This window comes from Limnothrix sp. PR1529 (assembly GCF_002742025.1).
Classification (GTDB): Bacteria; Cyanobacteriota; Cyanobacteriia; order CACIAM-69d; family CACIAM-69d; genus CACIAM-69d.
In genome coordinates this window covers 19429-36811 of the sequence record NZ_LIRO01000036.1, presented here as the reverse complement: position 1 = coordinate 36811, position 17383 = coordinate 19429, and the positions used below count along the sequence as shown (strand labels likewise).

The window sequence follows — 17383 nt, the reverse complement described above, 5'->3', positions numbered from 1 at the left end:
GGGGGTAAGCAGGGCGATCGGGGACGGGAAATAGTTGCGAAAACCAGTCTATGAGTTTAACTCAAGTCGGGGCGACGCTGGTTAACTCCAGGACTCGTTGATAAAACCAATGGTTACGATCGCGCGTTTCCTGCAAACTTTCGGGATAGGTGCGGCATTGTTTTAAAAAGCGTTGCCAGCCCGTCACATCGCAGGTGAAGCGATCGTACCGACGACGATCGATCCAGGTTTTTCCCAGTAATTTCAGTTGCCAACCGGCGGGCCGCCACCGCTCGATCGGGAAAATGCCCGGCTGATGTTTCAGGGTGTGGGTTTTGCTGGTGAACGGAAAGGCCAAAACCCTCCGCCCCAACAATGTTCCCCAATAGGCTCCATGGTAGGAACTGGTGAGAATGGTTTCGCCGGATCCGAGGAAATTGAGAACCGTTTCAAAATCCGTTTCCTCGTTGGTCATGCGGGGAAAATCGGGGAAATCAATCTGGAATTTTTTGTGGGAAAACACCACAAATTCATGGCGAATCAGCCTCGGTTGGTCAAAGGCGGGATGCAGGCAACTGGCACAGGGCAGCCAATGGTAACCCAAGCCCAAATTCTCCACATGGGCATCCCGCAACCCCACTAAATCAAACCCATCCAGATAGGTTCGATAGTCAAAATTTTGAATTTGTTGGGGTGTAAATTTGCCGTAAATCTGCTGACCGGGGCCCCAGGCAATTAGTTTGTTTCGATCGGGCGATTGTTGTCGTTGCTGAACCAGGGCTTGGATTGCCTTTTGAAAGCGATCGAACAATAGGCCGCCTCCACCCACCACATGCACGATCGGGCGATCACCGAATAATAATTCTGCTTGGGTTTGGTCGCGGGTTTCTGGATCTAAGCGGCGCAGATCGATCGCCTGTTGATCGGCGGCTAGGGTCAAATAACGACTCGGAGCCGCGAGCAAATCACCAATATTTTTAGGGTCAATGACATGCCAATTGAGTAACTGCCAAGCATCAGCAACAGGGGTATCCATAGGCTCCGGGCGGCTGCCGTAACTCCGTGAAGGGATGATTCCCATTTTCCAAAGCGGCCCCCACCTAGCGGGACTGAATTCGGAAATTACTGAGCACCCCTTCCAAAACCGCATCCCGATGCCAAAGGGAATCGCTGTCGATCGCCACCACGTAGGTTTTGCCCTGGCGCGTGTACAGGGCAACGATCGAAGCCAGGGATGGATTATCGATCGTATACAGTTGCCAGCGCCGGTTCCGATAGCGTCGTTCTCCAAGCGATCGGGTGGGGTAAGGGAGCGATCGCAACACTTCCGCCGTGGACTGTTGGGCCACCGACACCGCCAACACCCGCCCCGTGGCAAACCCGCTGCCATCCACCTCACTCCAAACCGGAGCCAGCCCTTGCATACTCAAGCGCCAACCCGCTGGAATCACCATACTGATCCCGAGATTGTTGGCTGTGGCCGGCGTGAACCGCAGGGTCTTGGGCACTTCAAATTGCGTCCGCATTTGCGACACACAGGTCGCATTGGGGGCACGATCAGGCGCTTGCAAAAACCCTCCCATAATTTGGCTCACGCAATCGGAACTCCCGAACACCGCGTGACTCAGACCCGGCAGCACGTAGCGATAGTGGCGATCCAACCCCCGGGCCACCCGTTCCGCAAACTCCGGCGGCGTGACCTGATCCAACTCCCCAGACAACAGCAACGAGGGCACAGAGCTGCGCACCGGTTGATTCGCCTTAGGAGCCAGGGCCGGCACTTGCCAGGTTTGACAGGTGCGCAACAGTTCCTCAGGCGCTTGGAGCAGGGCCGGGGCAATTTCCGGATATACACCGCTGGCATCCACTTCCGCCAAGGTAAATCCGCCATCTTCCGAACACATCACGGAGTTATAAACCCCATCGGCCTGGCTTTTGCTAAACAGCAACAGCGGCAACACGCGCAAAATTCCCGCATAGCTGTTTTGGCGAGTTTCCCGCAGGGCCTGGGGCAACTTGGGAATGCTGGCGGAGGAATAAAACGCCGTGCTGACAGCAGAAATGAACCCATCCCCATCCAACAACACGGGAACCGCCAGCCGATTCGGATCCAAATTCTCGATCGAGAGCCGGCCTTCCAACAAATCCTGAAGCTCCCCATAGTTGGGCAACTGAATCACCTGGGGGCGCGCCCGCAGCTTGGCCACGGCTCCCAAAAAGTCCTGTTCAAGGGTGGTGTAGGTGGGACCACAAAGGCGATCGCGCCGACAAGCTTCAAAAAACCGCCGCAGGGCCCGATCGGTATTGCGCGGTAAATGCACAATGAAGCTGGTATCCAGGGGCGCAACGGAATCCAAAATCACCGATCGCAGGCGATCGGGAAAATCGCGCATCAGGTGCTGGGCCAACATCGTCCCGTAGGACACCCCATAGAAATTGAACTGCCCCCCGTAGCCCGCCGCCTGCACCACCAAGGGCACATCCGCCGCACTTTCTAGGCTGTTGTAGGCCGCCAAATCCACGCCGGAATTCTTGAGCCGATCGCGACAGCCCGCCACGGCCGCTTGATAGCGATCGCGCAGGGCCAGTGAGTCGGGAAACCGCGCATTTTGCACCTTGAAATCATAGACTTCTTGGCAAAACAAAAAGGGTTCTGAATAGCGTGTGCCCCGTTGATCGAACAAAATAATGTCCCGATCGCGCATTCCCGCTAACGAGGGCAAAAAGGCCGGCAACAACTCCAACATTGATCCACCCGGCCCCCCTTGGGCCATCACCAGCGGATCCGGTTGCGGGTTGGCACTCTTGCTTTTTAAGATTGCCACCCCCAGACGAATGGTTTTTCCGGTGGGATTACTGTGCCGCTCGGGCACGGTCACCATGCCGCAGCGCACCGTTTCTCGGGCAAACTCCGGCGGCAGGGTAAAGGGGCAATTGTTCGGCTCGAAAGTGGGCGCGAAGCTGGAATTAGCGCTGGAGTTGGGTGTGGAATTGGGGGCGGAATTTAGGTCAGGGCCGCTGGAATCTGGCGCGATCGGGGGTGCAGCCGGAGCATTGGGTTGCAGCAGCGGCTCGATCGCCTGAATCGTTTGACCCGCCTCTTGGGCCAACGATCGAGAAGCCATGGGCAACGTTGTGATCGTTGTGGCACAGGCGGCCAACAACATCACCAACCGCCGATGCCAATTGCGCGATCGCCGCGTTCTCACCCCTGAAGTCGTCATGTTTTTGTATTGACTCCGCAACGTTGACCCCATGAGTTAAGGCAGCCGCGCTACTACTGTAGAAATTTGGTTTAGAAATTTTCTCGTTGGGGGCGCGAATCTTGTAGGGGTGTACGGTCGTACACCCCAATCCAGAATTGCACTAACCCGCTGGAATTAGCCGATCAGATGCTTGGCCGCTGCTGCCACCCCAGCGCCGGAGGTCACTTCAGCCCCCAACTCAATCAAAGTGGCTTCCAGAGCGGCGATCGCCGTCAGCACGTCCCGATCGCTCACAAAGCCCAAGTGACCAATGCGGAAGATCTTGCCCTTCAGCGCATCCTGACCACCGGCCAAGGCGATGTCGTACTTCTTGCGCATCACCGATCGCACCTGTTCCGCATCCACGGACTGGGGCATCACCGCCGTGATCGCCGGGCTGGCGCAATCATCGGGTGCATAGAGCGGCAAATTCAGGGCCGCCACGGCCGCCCGGGTCGCGGCCCGCAACCGAGCATGACGCGCAAAAATGTTGTCTAGCCCTTCTTTCTTCATCAACCGCAAGGCCTCTTGCAGCGCGTAGAACAGGTTCACAGGGGGCGTGAAGGGGGTGCTGTTCTTGGCGGCATCCTTGCGATATTTGCCCAAATCCAAGTAGTACTTGGGCAGGGTTGCGGTTTTGTAAGCTTCCCAAGCCTTGGGACTGACGGCCACAAAGCCCAAACCGGGCGGAATCATGTAGCCCTTTTGGGAGCCGGAAGCCACCACGTCCAGGCCCCACTCATCGATCGGGACGCTGGTTGCACCCAAGCTGGTGACCGCATCCACCATCATCAGCGCACCGTGAGCCTTCACATGGCCATTGATCGCTTGCAGGTCGTTGATCACCCCCGTGGAGGTTTCGCTGTGGGTGACAATCACCGCCTTGATGCTCTTGTCGCTGTCGGCACTCAGGCGATCGGCAAAGGCTTGGGGATCCAAAGGTTTGCCCCAATCCGCCGTCAGGGTTTCCACCGTTAGCCCATAGGCCTCGGCCACCTCGGCCCAGCGTTCGCCAAACTTACCATTTGTGCCCACCAACACGCGATCGCCCGCGCTCAGGAAGTTGATGATGCCGGCTTCCATGGCCCCCGTGCCGCTCGAAGCCAAGATCAGCACATCATTTTGGGTTTGGTGCAGCCATTTCAGGTTTTCGGTCACTTCGGCCATAATCTTGCCAAAGTCGCCGCTCCGGTGACCGATCGGGTGTTTGGCCTGGGCCAGCAGCACGGGTTCCGGAACCGGGGTGGGCCCCGGAATCATCAGCATCAATTTGTTATCCATCAGCCGGATTGATTCGCTACAAAAAAGGGGTGGTTACTCAGTTGGCCGGGTTGCCGACCGGTCGCGGCTCATCAGTCACGGTTCATCGCCGGGCGATCGGCTGGGGGGACGCGATCGCCCGGTTGCCATTGCCTTGTCGCCTGTGTCATCACTACGTCGTGAATAAGTTGGATCCACGCGAGAGACCATCCGAGAGACCATTAGTGTAGAGCCGGAGTGGGAACTTGCGATCGAACAGCGCCAATAAGTCAGCTTTTGCTTACGGATTTGCTCGATCGGATTTGCTCGATCGGATTTGCTCGATCGAGCATGGCATCATCCCATCCCCATCCCATCCTTCCCGCCCACCGATCGCGCACAAACCGCCATTGCCAACCACTCCGCAACCAGGCGATCGACCCTCAACCAGCAATCCCAGGCAATCCCGATCGCGCACAAACCGCCACTCAACCAACCCAATAACCTCCATAAAGAAAGGGCCCGGCAGCGCCAGACCCTCTCCCAAACGGATTTTAAAAAACTTTCCTTGCTCACCGCCTCAGCGCCACCCCCGATCACAACAGATCAGAACTGGCGAGTTGAAAACGATCACGACTCAACTGTTGATTAGCCCCAAGCGAGCTTTGGCCAATTAGCCCTTGCTGTTTTCGCGGCTGGCGGTTTGGATGTAAAGAATCAGCAAAAAGGCAGCAGGAATTGCCACAAACAGAATGCTGGCAATGAAGCCGAGATCATTAACTTGCATGGAATGATGCCTCTAGGTGTCTTTTGAAGTGTTGGTTGACCCCGCGCTAGGGCAGGGAGCTGAGACCCAAGCCGCCAAATTGATGGCTGGGGTTGATAGATGCTGTCCAGTCTACCAAAGGCTGCTCGCTCCATTGGCTGGAAGTCGGCCGGATTGGCCCAGGGCGATCGGGCAGCGGTTTCCCAGGCACATTCCTGCACGGTTTTGAGGATACACCGGGCTAATTTGCGGTGATTGATGGCGATTAATGACGCTTGATGGCGATTGATGGCGCTTGACGGTGCTCGACCCGATCGCGGGATGATCTCAAATCAGGGGCATTCCCGCAAGCACACGAAGCAAGCGCTGATTGGGCGACTGCAAATTGGCGGTCAATCAACAAGAAATCGCCGATCAATCGACGGCTGCGCGAGTACCGAATAATACCCCACTAACCCCGGCCAACACGGAACCACTCATTATTCAGCCCGATTGCCTTGCTTCAGGGGCGATCGCGTGCTAGGACTAGGCGGGGTGGTTGCGGACAATCCGCCATTAACCAAGACTTAACCCCTGCGGGTGCTCTCTTCATGCCGTGTTTGGGCATTTTAGCGGTAACATCCTGAAGGCTCTGACCCAAAGTCTCAACCCCCAGCCGATGGTTTTAAAGCTGTCAGCTTAGGGTTAGTTACTCCGTCAAAGTCTTTTGATCTCACAGCGTTTGTTCAAGAAGATCACCCACTTAAATTCGAGTGAAATTTTCTGAACTAACACTGCTGTTGCTGCTGATCATGATTAACCATGCCCAAACTCAAGATCTGAATCCTCTGAATCATTCTTCAATTAGCCCCCAAAGAATTAGCCCTCAAAGCCTTTCTCAGAAATTCTCAAAAGATTTTCTCAGCACCAAACATCATCTTGATCAAGTCCTTCCGCAGGATTGACAACACCTCCAAAAGCTTAAGGATCATAGACTTTCGCTTGCTTTAATTGCGTTGCAATTGCATTGATGCCAAAGAGCCAGGAATCTCAACAGGATTCAACAGCCCTCTAGAGGCATTTAGAGACATTGATGCAAAAATGCTGCTGAAAATGTCGCGTTCAACCGACCAATTGCCTGTTACTCAGGATTTCAAGATAGGTTTGCATCGGCTTCAAAATAGATTGGCTTGCGGTAGGCTGGTTTACTTCCCAGGCAAACCATGCGCCATTCAAGGGTGATGTAATTCAAGGGCAATTAACAAGGGCAATTAATGAATTGATTAATAAATTGATTAATCGTCTGGCTAACGAGCTAGTCTAATTAGTCTGTTTGATTACTCAATTCATTGATTTATGAGTCGTTAGAAATTCATCCGGATCTGATCCCCCATTCTGGATGAACTAACTATGGGCAGCCGCCAGACTCAACGATCGATTGTTGCTGATTTTCTCTGATTTTGAGGGTCACGAATTTCAGTTCTGCCATCGTTAAAAAAGTCACCCCCATTGCACCAGTTTTACGGAGAGGGGTAATCCTCCCTGCTGCCCCTAGCACATTGCCGAATCACAAGCAAATTGCTAGAACCTTGGGGGATTTGGGTTTCCTGAAACCCAGACCATGCTGGGGGATCACATCGTGTATCAGGGTGCAGCCCACTAGCTCAACTATCCATTTCTGCTTAACTGCGCTCACTCACTGGTTTTGATGAACGCTTTCCAGCCCCAGCACCGTCCTGATCCACCGGTACAACGCCGACCCAGGTTGCGTCCCAAGCAACTGCCGAAGTCTGCGTCCTATCGGTCGATCGCCCTGGAAAGCCTGTTCAAGCTGTCCGTTAACAGCCTGTTGGCGCTCATTGCGATCGCGGCGCTGGTGCAGTGGATCCCGCTCTATGCCACCCGTCGGGCAGAATTACGGCAACTGCAAGCGGAAGTGCGCCTGGTGGAAACCCGAGTGCAAACCTTGCGATCGGAAATGACCCAAAACTTTGACCCCGCACGCAATCGAGCCACCGTTGAAGCGGAAACGGGCCGCGTGCCCCTCAATCAGCGGCCGGTGCGGTGGCAGCCCGATCGCCCCAGTCAGCCCGACTTTGAAGAAGGGGACGGCCTGCCCTAGGCAATCCTGAAAATTGCTCCGCCACCCGCTGCTTCCTTGGGCCGATCGGTCAGCCGCCATGGGCCCTGCGGTAGCATTAGCCATGGTTCACAAATCGCAATGATTTCCTTAGGTTCCTATGGCTATTCAAGTGGGCGATCGCGCGCCGGATTTTTCCCTGCCAGCTCAAACGGGCGAAACCATTACCCTGAGTCAGTTTGCGGGTAAGCAACCTGTCGTGCTCTACTTTTACCCCAAAGACGACACGCCCGGTTGCACGATCGAAGCCTGTGCTTTCCGCGATAGCTACGAAGCCTTTCAAGGGGCCGGCGCAGCAGTGATCGGCGTGAGCAGCGACTCCGTGGATTCCCACAAAACGTTCGCGGAAAAATATAGTCTGCCCTTCGCCCTCGTGAGCGATCGCGATGGGGCCCTGCGCAAGGCCTACGGTGTCCCAAACACGCTGTTTGTGGTTCCGGGCCGGGTTACCTACGTCATCGACAAAGCGGGCATTGTGCGCCACCAGTTCAACGATCTGTTGAATGCCAAGGGCCACGTGACCGAAGCGCTCAAAATTGTGCAAGGGTTGGGCTAGCCCCCCGAAGGGTCACCCCCGGGATCATTTCCATCCCAAACCGCTATCCTAGACAACCATCACCGGCGACACGACAAGCACACTCATCATGGCAACCATCACCGATCTCTCAGTCAAAACCATTGACGGCGAAGACCGTGCCCTCAGCAGTTATCAAGGGCAGGTGCTTTTGATTGTGAACGTGGCTTCCTATTGTGGCTACACGCCGCAATATCAAGGACTTCAGGCCTTGCATGAAAAATATAGCGCCCAAGGTCTGCGGATTTTGGCCTTTCCTTGCAACGATTTTGGTTCCCAAGAACCCGGAACCAATGACCAAATTAAGACCTTCTGCTCAACGCGCTACAGCGTGACTTTTGAGCTGTTTGACAAGGTACATGCCAAGGGAGCCGAGCAACACCCGCTCTATGCCCGCCTGACCTCGGGAGCCGAGCCGACTGGGGATGTGGCCTGGAACTTTGAAAAGTTTCTGATTGGTAAAAATGGCGAAATTCTGGGTCGTTTCCCCAGCCGCATCGCACCGGATTCGGCTGAATTGATCGGCGCGATCGAGCAGGCCCTGGCTGCCTAAATCAGATCTGAATTGAGTGCTTCATTCAAGCTTTGTGATTGCTTGATTCTTGATGCCTCATGCTTGATTTTGCTGCTTGATTGCCGCTGCTTGATTGCTACGGTTTGATTTTTGATGGGCATTACTTTTTGATGGACATTACAGTGAGGATAGGAACTTTTTCGATAGTCCCTATCCTTCTCTGTGATCTCTTGATGTAATCTCTCGATCGCCCGTTGAGCTGCTCCTGATTTAGCCATTCTTGAGCCATTGATCGCCATCCCTCGGAACGAATCCAATCGCAACCAGCTTCTTCAGCATTCTCCAAGACCATCTCTAAGCGTTTGTTTGCACTTTTCCCGATCGCCCGCTGAGCATTCCGGCTAACCCTACTCTGCTTAATGACTGTTTGCACTGGTCGTTGATGATTGGTCAATCCAAGGACAATCCTATGGCTCCAAATTCTCGGAACTACTCCCTTAGCAACCCTGGGCTAGGGATCCTCTCATTGGCTTTGGGTCTTGGTTTGGGAACAATGGGAGCGATGGGATCATGGGCCGCAATACCCACCCCAGCCACGCCTAAATCCACTACATTTGATCAACAGGAAGTTGACCAATCGCGCTTCATTGCGATTGCGCAGCCCCTCGGTACGGATTCTTTTAAGCTCTTGGTTTTGGAGCAAGTGTCTAACCAGCGGCTTTGCTGGGCCGAAAGTGGAAGCTACCCCGTAGTGGTTGATCCATTGCTGGTTAACTTCAATTTCACGGGCATTTGTGGACGCAGCATTGATAGCAATGGCTTCTCTGTGCGAGTAGCCAAACGTGATTTAGGGCTGCAATATTCCCTCCGTCTCAGCCGCCGATTTAATTCAGTGGTGTTGCAAGGAGTGCCCTTCGGTGCCAATGGTGGCCCGGTGATGGACATTGCCAGCACCCGAGGATTCACTTCTGGATTTTTGAAGCTGCAACTTTTTCCCGGATGGCGATTTACCAAACGCTCCTATCAAGGCCGCCCCTTGGGCCATGTTTACTTCACCAACGATTCTTTTGATTCGGCGGTGACCCCCAAGGACAACCCGGAGCGATCGCCTGAGAAGCCTCAGCCTGCGGTCAATTGAACCGAAGCAAGGCTCAATAAGGCTCAATTCTGTTCATGGGCGATCGCTGTCAATTTCGCTGCCAATTGCACGGTCAATTTCGATCGCCTTCTTGTCCGCCTCAATGGTGATCGCGATGGTGCAATTGATGGGGCAATTATGGTGCGGTCTCGGGTTCGATTCCCGATCGCCCGATTTCCGGTGACCCGATTTCCGATTCCGATTGGGTTGACAACTCAGGCTCAAAAACCTGAGAAATTTGAGACCCAGACCACTCCGCAATCAGGGATTCTGCCCGATCGGGATTGGTGTAAATCAGTTCCAGCAAGGCCCCAGGATCTTGACCGATCGCCCGGGCATAGAACCCCACTTCGGCCATAATTCGCCCTTCCGACTGTCGCAAATACATCGACAAGCAGTGATGAGCTTGATTGTTGCGGCTGCGTTGGGTTCGGAAAAAAGCCAACGCCGACAGCAACCGGTCTTCATAGGGGGCCAAAGGACGCAGGGAGATCGGCTCGGGGGTTGAAGGCTCCATGGCTCGGGGGGGTGAAGTGAAAAAGCAACCGCTCAAACATCCCTAGGGCGTTTTGATCAGCTCGCGGCTCTGGGTTTTTGGGGCGATCGGGGCCGAAAGGGCCGCCTCCAACGAGCTGCGGCCCAACCGACGCTCCAAAATTCGCATCACTTCCCGGCCGAAATCATTGCTGTTGCTGCGCCAAGCTTCCAGGCACACTTCCCCAAAAAACGACCCCAACGGTTCCGGATTCCAGAGCAGCTTCCGCGCCGTCCAAGGCATCAGGCTCATGGGGTCATAACCGGGTTTCAGAATTTCCTTCTTGAGGGCATATTCTTCCAGGTGAGTATGGGGTTGCAAACCAATGAAGAAAATTGCTGGCTCCACCTTGTCAGCCCCAAAAACTTCCTCCAGGGCCCGATGATAGGCGATGGTTTGGCGAATGGTTTCATAGGTTTCATCAATCACATTGAAGGAGTAATTAACCGAAACCACATCCTCAAAACCAGCCGCTTTTAGGTCACGACAATTTTGCAGAACCGTGCGCAAGTTATAGCCCATTCGCATTTTGCGCACCAGTTCTTGGGATCCGCTAGTAATCCCAATTTCAAAATAGTTCATGCCCGTTTTCACCATCAGATCACAGAGTTCTGGATCAAGGTTATCGGCGCGAATATAGGCAGCCCAATGAATATCCGTCATGCCAGCCGCCAGGACATTTCTGAGCAATTCCTTGGCATCTTCAATGAAGCGCCGAGCCGGGATAAATTGGGCATCGGTGAACCAAAAGTTGCGAACACCCAATTGATAAAGCTGCTGCATTTCTGCAACCACTTCAACGGCCGGATTAATCCGAACTTGCTTACCCTCAATGACGGTATAGACGCAATAGCAGCAGTTATGGGGGCAACCGCGCTTGGTTTGCACACCGATATAAAAGTCCCGATCGCGGAAATAGTAGCTAAAGGCAGGCCAGATTGTTTGAATGTAGGCGTAGTTACAGGCGGTTTTTTCCAAGGGCGCAGGTGGTTCATGCACCAGACCCGCCCGGGGCTTCGTTTCCCCGGCAATGTAACAGCGTTCCTGGTCTAAGGACTCGCCTCGCAGCAGTTTTTCCAGCAGGGTTTCCCCTTCCCCAACGGAGACGATCGTGCCCTTGGGAAGCGATCGCTGCAACTGTTCATAAAACACACTGACGGCCCCGCCGCCCACCACCGCCCGGGCGCTGGAATTGTAGCGTCGGGCCCGGCGCAGTCCCCGCCGAATCAGGCCCTGATTGCGCCAAAGTTCCGCATAGTAGGCGCTGGTGACCCGCAAACCACCCAAGGCTCCCCGAAGCTTGATTAAGGGGTTTTTGGCGTAATAAAACTCGAAGGCATTTTGCAGCGGATTGCCACCGCGGCCGCCCACGGGTGCATAGATCTGAATGTCGCGCCAGGAAAAAACCAGCAGGGTGGGCCGGAAGGCATCGATTTCCGCATCAAGGGCCGCTTTGAAGTCCAAGGGCGGCACGGTTCCCAGGTCAAAAAGCCGCTGCTCGATCGCGGGAAACTGCTTGTGTACGTGGTCAGCGAGATAAACCACCCCGATCGGGAAGATGGGGTTACAGGGCAGTCGGACGTACAAAATGCGATCGGCCATCATCCACTTCCCTAACTGTCGCAACGGATCATTAAGGCTTGTTCATATAAGTTAACGATAGCATCAGACCTTGACCGGATTTCACCCGAGCCACCATTTCGGGCTAATTTTCTTCAAAAATTGGGCCCGCAAGAGTCGTCCCTGGAGTCTCCAGATCGTAGCGGGTGGGTCTTGTCCGTTAGCAAATGGTGACGATTCCACACCTTGAATCGTCAAGCTCCCACGATTTCGGGAGCCTTGAGCTAGCATGAAAGAATAGATCAACTGGCAATTGAACCAATTGGTAAGAGTTGATCAAATTCATAGAATTTGCAGAGAACTTCACAAGAAATTCAAGGAAGTTTGAGGGAGATTTTATTTGAATTTTTCAGAAAAATTAGGTTCTTTTCAAGACCTGTACCCAATAGAGCTTGGGTTGTGGGAGATTGCTATTGAGCCGCCACTTTCAGCTCAATTGAGACCCGTTTTAGTTGAGATTTGGTTGATCCTTAATCGAGCTTTGTCCGAGTCTTGTCAGGATCTTGATTTGGAAAATTGATGTTCGTTAGATTTTCTTAAAGATTCGAAAATTGAAAAGCCGCTCGTTGGTAATCGGGTTTACAGCTTGTCGGCAAAGGGGGTGTTAGCGTAGCAAAATCGTTCTATTCCCTTGATCTACCCTTGGCTCCTATCCCTGCAACCATGGCACAAATTATCGATCCCATTCCCAATGACGATCGGCAAAAGCTCCTTTGCTGCTACGTCAATGCCACGAGCAAGATTCAAGTTGCTCGGATCACGAACATTGCGAATTGGTACTTTGAACGGGTGGTTTTTCCGGGACAACGCTTGGTTTTTGAAGCGCTGCCAGAAGCACAACTGGAAATTCACACGGGCATGATGGCTAGCTCAATTCTTTCTGATCGAATTCCCTGTTCGGAATTGTCTTTTGAGGAAGACATGGAGAGTCTAGTTGACTCGCCCGATCGTGCGAATGAAACCGTTAATCGGGAAACCGAAACCCGTTCGGATCCGGAACCGGCCGTTTCGGTTGGGGCCTAGTGACCCATTAGTTGCTGGTCCAAAGACCGCCCAGAGGAGTAATGAGGCGGTCAGGGGGGACAGCTCGGATTGGGCTGGGTGTGATGGATACGACGCTGAAGGTGGTGCTGAGTTCTGAGGCCATGGCACTAGATGAGCAGCGCGAGACAGGCAGCGTAGATGTTAGGCTCGATGGAAGCGCTGTTATGGATCTCCGATGGTTAAGAAATGCTGTGACATTTTGTTAACTGATTGTTAATTCATCGGGTGCTCCATCTCATCTTGTCACTTCAGTCTTGAGCAACTTGAGCGAATTGATTTGAACCTGCCGGATTTTTTGTGGCTGTGGCGAATTGCCGCATGGTCAATGGGCCTGACGCTGACGGCCTATAGTTTGCTGGGTGTGACGGGAGTGGTGTTGAGGCGCGATCGCTTAGGGTCTAGCGATCGCGCCTTAGCTATGACAACGACTATGGCAACGACCCTTCCAAGCTGGCTGCGGCCGCTGCACATCACCCTGGGCATTGGGTTGGTGGCGTTGGTGTTGCTGTTGCTGGGGGTGGGAATTGTCGGCACGCTGGGGCATTTTGGCCGCTTGGGCCACTCGCCCCACCTGCTGGCGGGGTTGACCGTGGTGGGGCTGGTGGGCTTGTCGGCTTGGAGCGCGAGTCGGATTGCGATCGAGCGCCCCTGGGCCCGATCGCTCCATTGGCGCACCAATTTGGTTTTGTGCTTGGCCTTGCTGTGGGTATTGGGAACCGGTTGGACTGTGGTGCAGAAGTACCTGCCCTAGCCCTTGATTAACCCTTAATGAATGAACCCTTGATTAACCCTGTGGAGCAGCGATCGCAGTCTGATGTCGATCGCGGGCGGCGGTCAAGGCCTCTCGCACCTGCGCAAACCCCGTTCCCCCAAAGCTATTGCGGGCGGCAATCACCTGCTGAGGCGCGATCGCCCCATAGATATCGGCCTCAAACGCCGGGTGCAGCGCCTGCCATTCTTCGAGGGTCAGATCCTTCAGCAGCTTGCCCGCTTCCAAACAGGTGCGCACCACCTTGCCCACCAGGTTGTAAGCTTCCCGGAAGGGTACGCCCTTGGCGGCCAAGTAATCAGCCACATCCGTCGCATTCGAGAAATCTTCGCTGACGGCCGCTTCCAACCGAGCCGTGCGGAAGCTCAATCCTTCGGAGAACAGAATGGTCATGGCTTCCAAGCAGCCTTGAACCGTCTTCACCGTGTCAAAGAGCGCTTCTTTATCCTCTTGCAGGTCTTTGTTGTAGGCCAGGGGCAAGCCCTTCATCAGCACCAACAGGGCTTGGAGATGGCCAAACACGCGCCCGGTTTTGCCGCGCACCAACTCCGGCACGTCAGGGTTTTTCTTTTGGGGCATGATGCTGGAACCGGTGGAGCAGGTGTCGCCCAGTTTCACAAACCCAAATTCTTCAGAACACCAGAGGATCACTTCCTCGGAGAGGCGCGACAAGTGAACCATGATCAGGCTGGCGGCGCAGAGGAACTCCACGGCAAAGTCCCGATCGCTCACCCCATCGAGGCTATTGGCGTAGGGGCGATCGAACCCCAGCAGTTGGGCGGTGTAGTGGCGGTCGATCGGGAACGTTGTGCCCGCCAGGGCCCCGCTTCCCAAGGGACAAAGATTGGTGCGGCGGCGAATTTCGCCCAACCGTTCCCAGTCGCGAGCCGTCATTTCCACATAGGCCAGCAGGTGATGGGCGAGGCTCACCGGTTGGGCCCGTTGCAGATGGGTATAGCCCGGAATCGGCGTTTCCACATAGGTTTCCGCCAAAGTCAGCAGGGATCCTTGGAAATCAAGCAATTGCTGGCGAATTTGGTCAATTTGGTTTCGCAAATACAGGCGCGTATCGGTTCCCACCTGATCATTGCGCGATCGAGCCGTGTGCAGCTTTTTGCCCGCATCGCCAATCAGTTCCGTGAGCCGTCGTTCCACCGCAAAGTGGACATCCTCCGCTTCCACACCCGGGTTGAACTGACCGGCGCGATATTCCTGGCGAATTTGCTCTAAACCCGCCACAATTTGCTCGGCTTCCTCGGGGGCAATAATCCCCTGGTGACCCAACATCCGGGCATGGGCCTGGGAACCGGTCAAGTCATATTCAATTAGTTCAATATCAAACCCGATACTGGCATTAAAACGGGCGATCGCCGGATGCAACGCGCTTTCAAAACGTTGACTCCAGGTTTGGGTTTGGCTGGAATTGCTCATGGTGGGCAAAGGATCGACCGCCGCTCACGACAGTCAAAAGTGGCAATCAGGAACGGCAATCAGTATCCCATGCCAACGTTAAGGAAATGTGCTTATTGCGACGACAATCCAAAGCTTGCTGCCCGCCATCGAAGCGCCATCTTCCTTAGCCGTAGGTGGTGGCTTGGCGAATGATGTATCCCAACACGAGACCGATCAACAGGGCCCAAATTTGCCCCGTTTGCACAAAATGAGACCAAAATCGCTGGATTTGACCCATGAAATCGGGAGTTTCAAACTGAGCCGCAAACAGGGTGGGATGGGCCAGGCTGGGGCCGCCGGCCATCGCCCCTTGGGCCAAGCTGCCCAGCAGGAACACCACTAAGCAGCCAATCACAGCCCAAAGCAAGGTGCTGACCCAGCTCGATCGTCGATCGAACCGCAGCCAGCGCCGTCGCCCAGTGGAATTAACGGGCGGTTGGGAAGACGTTTCATAATCCATGGGATGACGCATAATCACTACCTCTGCGACAACGATCCTTCAGGGCACCCCCCTCGGGTTGAGTGCTTCCACAGTAACCAGTTTGCGAGAAAATTCAACCGATTTGGTCAATCGTCAGGAGTTCTGGCTGGGGAGCCTGACCTGCAAACCCAGTGGGCAATCTGCCTGGGAAATACTCGCTGCTCTTCAGCAAACGCTGCTCTTTAGCAAAGTTGATTAACTCTCCAAAATATTCCTGAATCTTGCCTCAGACTAACTGCATGGCGGTCGATCGCGGTAAGTCTGGCAGTTGCGGTTCCTGGGTAATGCGCAGAACAATGCCGGTCATGTCGTCGGAATTGCGATTTTCGGAGCCGATGAACTCCTGCACCCGATCGAACAAGTGATTCAGAATTCCTTGGGCGTTGTCGTAGTTGTGGCAAGCCCAATAAAACCCATCCCGCAGGCGATCTTCCTCAAACCGTTGGCCACGGGGATCAGCCGCATCGGTGAAGCCATCGGTGAAAAAGATGATCGTGTCGCCCGGATAAAGCTGAATTTGGGCATCGTTGAATTCACTGTTGGCATCTAGGCCAATCAACATGCCTTCGGTATCTAGAGCCACGATTTGATCCGATCGCGATTGCCAAAGCAGCGGTGGGTTATGGGCCGCGTTGCTGTAGGACAAAATCCGCGTTTTCGGGTCATATTCCGAATAAAACAGGGTGACGAACCGGTGGGAATTTTCCAAGTCCGCATACATCACCCGATTCAGATGGTGCAAAATTCGTGCGGGGGAATGGCCGTTCAGCACCTCAGCCCGCAACATGCCCCGGGTCATGGTCATGATCAGGCCAGCGGGCACGCCTTTGCCCATCACATCCCCGATCGCGATGCTCCAGGGGGTGGTTTCCGTGCCGCCGAGTTTTGTTTGAGCGTTGCGACCCAGGCTGGGGGAGCCATTGCGACAAACGGGGATGAAGTCGTAATAATCGCCACCCACCCGATCGGCCGTTTCGCAACGGGCCGCCAGATCAACACCTTGGATTTTGGGATATTGGCGCGGCAGCAACCGCAGTTGAATTTCGGCCCCAATTTCCAATTCCCGATCGAGCCGTTCCTTTTTCCGCAGCTCGACGGTTAAGTCGGCATTGTCGATCGCCACGGCCGTTTGATCTGCCACCAATCGCACCAGTTTTTGGCGCTTGGAAGTCCAGGCAAAATCCGGCGCACAACAGAAGGCATAGAGCCGGCCCCGCTCCACCTCGTTCACCAAAATGGATGCCCCAAAAACCCGCACACCGGCTCCCAAGGAATCGGCCACGGTTTGATCCAACAGGGCGATCGCGCCGGGATCAAATTCCACCTTGTGATCCTTGGTGGCATTGGCCGTCAGCACCCCTGTCACCTTGCGCGTGGCCAACTCCAGGGCCCGCCGGATGGGCCGCACCTGACAGCGGTGATCCCCTAACTCCTGACAGTGCAACTGTTCTAGGCGCACTTGCCCATTGGGCCGAAACAGCACCAAAGCCCCGCCGTCCGCATCGGCAACTCGGGTGGCAATCAAGGGAATCAGTTCCAGAAACTGATTCAGATTTTTGAAGCTCCGGAGGGCAAACCCCAGGGAACTGAGCAGGTCTTGGACTTTGTATTGTTCGCGGTTGAGACGGGCAACCAGTTCCTTCAGGGCAAAGACAGGGGTATTGTCGCCCGCCGCTAACAGATCAGCCGGGTCAGGAGGTTGCGATGAGGTGTGAGGGGCAGGGGCAGCGGACATTTCAAGGATCGATGAGCGATCGTGCCAGAGCGCCCAGTTTTGAGTTAGCTATGGTAGCGCCAAATCACTGGACTGCCAACAAAACAACAGAATTCAGAGAGGGCTTGTCAGTAGGACTGTTCGATCGGGTGTTGGGTTTTGTTGGTCAATCCCACCCCCCCAATTGCCACGGA

General features: G+C 54.6%; 18 protein-coding genes. 7 read left to right on the top strand and 11 right to left on the bottom strand.

The window, feature by feature from the left end; translation table 11 throughout:
• Window positions 1-61: 61 nt before the first annotated feature.
• The 3 genes from AMR42_RS05790 to AMR42_RS05780 all read right to left on the bottom strand — a co-directional run bounded on the left by AMR42_RS05790 (window position 62) and on the right by AMR42_RS05780 (window position 4505).
• Complete coding sequence (locus AMR42_RS05790) at window positions 62-1015, bottom strand: polysaccharide pyruvyl transferase family protein (RefSeq protein ID WP_099532514.1); 954 nt, start codon at window positions 1013-1015, stop codon at window positions 62-64.
• Between the two features lie 64 nt (window positions 1016-1079).
• Window positions 1080-3203, bottom strand: coding sequence for an alpha/beta fold hydrolase (locus AMR42_RS05785; protein WP_158234377.1), 2124 nt, complete (start codon window positions 3201-3203; stop codon window positions 1080-1082).
• 156 nt (window positions 3204-3359) lie between these two features.
• Window positions 3360-4505 carry an alanine--glyoxylate aminotransferase family protein gene (locus tag AMR42_RS05780; protein WP_099532512.1) on the bottom strand — a complete coding sequence of 382 codons (1146 nt, stop codon included), beginning with the start codon at window positions 4503-4505 and terminating at the stop codon, window positions 3360-3362.
• An 8-nt stretch (window positions 4506-4513) separates the two neighbouring features.
• On the opposite strand from AMR42_RS05780, the gene AMR42_RS19760 reads away from it, so the two are divergent.
• Entirely contained in the window at window positions 4514-4714 is a 201-nt protein-coding gene (locus AMR42_RS19760; protein ID WP_143472957.1) for a hypothetical protein, read from the top strand.
• 50 nt (window positions 4715-4764) lie between these two features.
• Here AMR42_RS19760 and AMR42_RS05775 read toward each other — a convergent pair whose 3' ends face one another.
• Entirely contained in the window at window positions 4765-4974 is a 210-nt protein-coding gene (locus AMR42_RS05775; RefSeq protein WP_143472956.1) for a hypothetical protein, read from the bottom strand.
• 162 nt (window positions 4975-5136) lie between these two features.
• Window positions 5137-5250, bottom strand: coding sequence for a photosystem II reaction center protein PsbM (gene psbM / locus AMR42_RS05770; protein WP_099532510.1), 114 nt, complete (start codon window positions 5248-5250; stop codon window positions 5137-5139).
• Window positions 5251-6916: 1666 nt separating this feature from the next.
• Here psbM and AMR42_RS05765 point away from each other — a divergent pair.
• The 3 genes from AMR42_RS05765 (at window position 6917) to AMR42_RS05755 (ending at window position 8475) form a co-directional block, all read left to right on the top strand.
• A complete protein-coding gene (locus AMR42_RS05765) occupies window positions 6917-7330 on the top strand; it encodes a hypothetical protein (protein WP_143472955.1) in 414 nt (137 codons plus the stop codon).
• A gap of 118 nt (window positions 7331-7448) precedes the next feature.
• Window positions 7449-7904, top strand: a complete 456-nt coding sequence (locus AMR42_RS05760; protein WP_099532508.1) for a peroxiredoxin — start codon at window positions 7449-7451, stop codon at window positions 7902-7904.
• A gap of 85 nt (window positions 7905-7989) precedes the next feature.
• On the top strand, window positions 7990-8475 hold the full coding sequence (locus AMR42_RS05755; protein ID WP_347278330.1) for a glutathione peroxidase: 486 nt from the start codon (window positions 7990-7992) through the stop codon (window positions 8473-8475).
• Here the strand turns inward: AMR42_RS05755 and AMR42_RS19755 are convergent.
• Window positions 8472-8735 (bottom strand): hypothetical protein, encoded by a 264-nt coding sequence (locus AMR42_RS19755; RefSeq protein WP_143472954.1) that lies wholly within the window; start codon window positions 8733-8735, stop codon window positions 8472-8474. The genes AMR42_RS05755 and AMR42_RS19755 overlap by 4 nt on opposite strands.
• A 143-nt stretch (window positions 8736-8878) precedes the next feature.
• Between AMR42_RS19755 and AMR42_RS05745 the strand changes: the two genes are divergently transcribed.
• The gene (locus AMR42_RS05745; RefSeq protein WP_143472953.1) at window positions 8879-9574 is read left to right on the top strand and encodes a DUF3747 domain-containing protein; all 696 of its coding nucleotides are present in this window, start codon (window positions 8879-8881) and stop codon (window positions 9572-9574) included.
• A 136-nt stretch (window positions 9575-9710) separates the two neighbouring features.
• On the opposite strand, the gene AMR42_RS05740 is transcribed toward AMR42_RS05745, so the two are convergent.
• Window positions 9711-10091, bottom strand: coding sequence for a hypothetical protein (locus tag AMR42_RS05740; RefSeq protein ID WP_199858098.1), 381 nt, complete (start codon window positions 10089-10091; stop codon window positions 9711-9713).
• A 42-nt stretch (window positions 10092-10133) separates the two neighbouring features.
• Complete coding sequence (locus tag AMR42_RS05735) at window positions 10134-11711, bottom strand: photosystem II high light acclimation radical SAM protein (RefSeq protein ID WP_099532576.1); 1578 nt, start codon at window positions 11709-11711, stop codon at window positions 10134-10136.
• Between the two features lie 681 nt (window positions 11712-12392).
• On the opposite strand from AMR42_RS05735, the gene AMR42_RS05730 reads away from it, so the two are divergent.
• Both AMR42_RS05730 and AMR42_RS05725 read left to right on the top strand, forming a co-directional pair.
• Window positions 12393-12752: a DUF1830 domain-containing protein gene (locus AMR42_RS05730; protein WP_099532504.1), complete on the top strand. Its 360-nt coding sequence runs from the start codon at window positions 12393-12395 to the stop codon at window positions 12750-12752.
• Between the two features lie 298 nt (window positions 12753-13050).
• On the top strand, window positions 13051-13524 hold the full coding sequence (locus tag AMR42_RS05725) for a DUF4079 domain-containing protein (RefSeq protein ID WP_099532503.1): 474 nt from the start codon (window positions 13051-13053) through the stop codon (window positions 13522-13524).
• 33 nt (window positions 13525-13557) lie between these two features.
• Here the strand turns inward: AMR42_RS05725 and argH are convergent, their stop codons facing one another.
• From argH to AMR42_RS05710, 3 genes are all read right to left on the bottom strand, one after another.
• A complete protein-coding gene (argH, locus tag AMR42_RS05720; protein WP_099532502.1) occupies window positions 13558-14973 on the bottom strand; it encodes an argininosuccinate lyase in 1416 nt (471 codons plus the stop codon).
• A 145-nt stretch (window positions 14974-15118) separates the two neighbouring features.
• On the bottom strand, window positions 15119-15466 hold the full coding sequence (locus AMR42_RS05715; protein WP_143472952.1) for a hypothetical protein: 348 nt from the start codon (window positions 15464-15466) through the stop codon (window positions 15119-15121).
• A gap of 235 nt (window positions 15467-15701) precedes the next feature.
• Complete coding sequence (locus tag AMR42_RS05710) at window positions 15702-17210, bottom strand: PP2C family protein-serine/threonine phosphatase (protein WP_099532500.1); 1509 nt, start codon at window positions 17208-17210, stop codon at window positions 15702-15704.
• Window positions 17211-17383 lie beyond the last annotated feature (173 nt).

Coding starts and splice junctions, on each gene's coding strand:
- AMR42_RS05790 (WP_099532514.1), bottom strand. CDS start 1,015: ATGGATACCCCTGTTGCTGATGCTTGGCAGTTACTCAATTGGCATGTC.
- AMR42_RS05730 (WP_099532504.1), top strand. CDS start 12,393: ATGGCACAAATTATCGATCCCATTCCCAATGACGATCGGCAAAAGCTC.
- AMR42_RS05775 (WP_143472956.1), bottom strand. CDS start 4,974: ATGGAGGTTATTGGGTTGGTTGAGTGGCGGTTTGTGCGCGATCGGGAT.
- AMR42_RS05765 (WP_143472955.1), top strand. CDS start 6,917: ATGAACGCTTTCCAGCCCCAGCACCGTCCTGATCCACCGGTACAACGC.
- AMR42_RS05710 (WP_099532500.1), bottom strand. CDS start 17,210: ATGTCCGCTGCCCCTGCCCCTCACACCTCATCGCAACCTCCTGACCCG.
- AMR42_RS05780 (WP_099532512.1), bottom strand. CDS start 4,505: ATGGATAACAAATTGATGCTGATGATTCCGGGGCCCACCCCGGTTCCG.
- AMR42_RS19755 (WP_143472954.1), bottom strand. CDS start 8,735: ATGGCGATCAATGGCTCAAGAATGGCTAAATCAGGAGCAGCTCAACGG.
- AMR42_RS05745 (WP_143472953.1), top strand. CDS start 8,879: ATGATTGGTCAATCCAAGGACAATCCTATGGCTCCAAATTCTCGGAAC.
- AMR42_RS05735 (WP_099532576.1), bottom strand. CDS start 11,711: ATGGCCGATCGCATTTTGTACGTCCGACTGCCCTGTAACCCCATCTTC.
- AMR42_RS05760 (WP_099532508.1), top strand. CDS start 7,449: ATGGCTATTCAAGTGGGCGATCGCGCGCCGGATTTTTCCCTGCCAGCT.
- AMR42_RS05715 (WP_143472952.1), bottom strand. CDS start 15,466: ATGCGTCATCCCATGGATTATGAAACGTCTTCCCAACCGCCCGTTAAT.
- AMR42_RS05785 (WP_158234377.1), bottom strand. CDS start 3,203: ATGACGACTTCAGGGGTGAGAACGCGGCGATCGCGCAATTGGCATCGG.
- argH (WP_099532502.1), bottom strand. CDS start 14,973: ATGAGCAATTCCAGCCAAACCCAAACCTGGAGTCAACGTTTTGAAAGC.
- AMR42_RS05740 (WP_199858098.1), bottom strand. CDS start 10,091: ATGGAGCCTTCAACCCCCGAGCCGATCTCCCTGCGTCCTTTGGCCCCC.
- psbM (WP_099532510.1), bottom strand. CDS start 5,250: ATGCAAGTTAATGATCTCGGCTTCATTGCCAGCATTCTGTTTGTGGCA.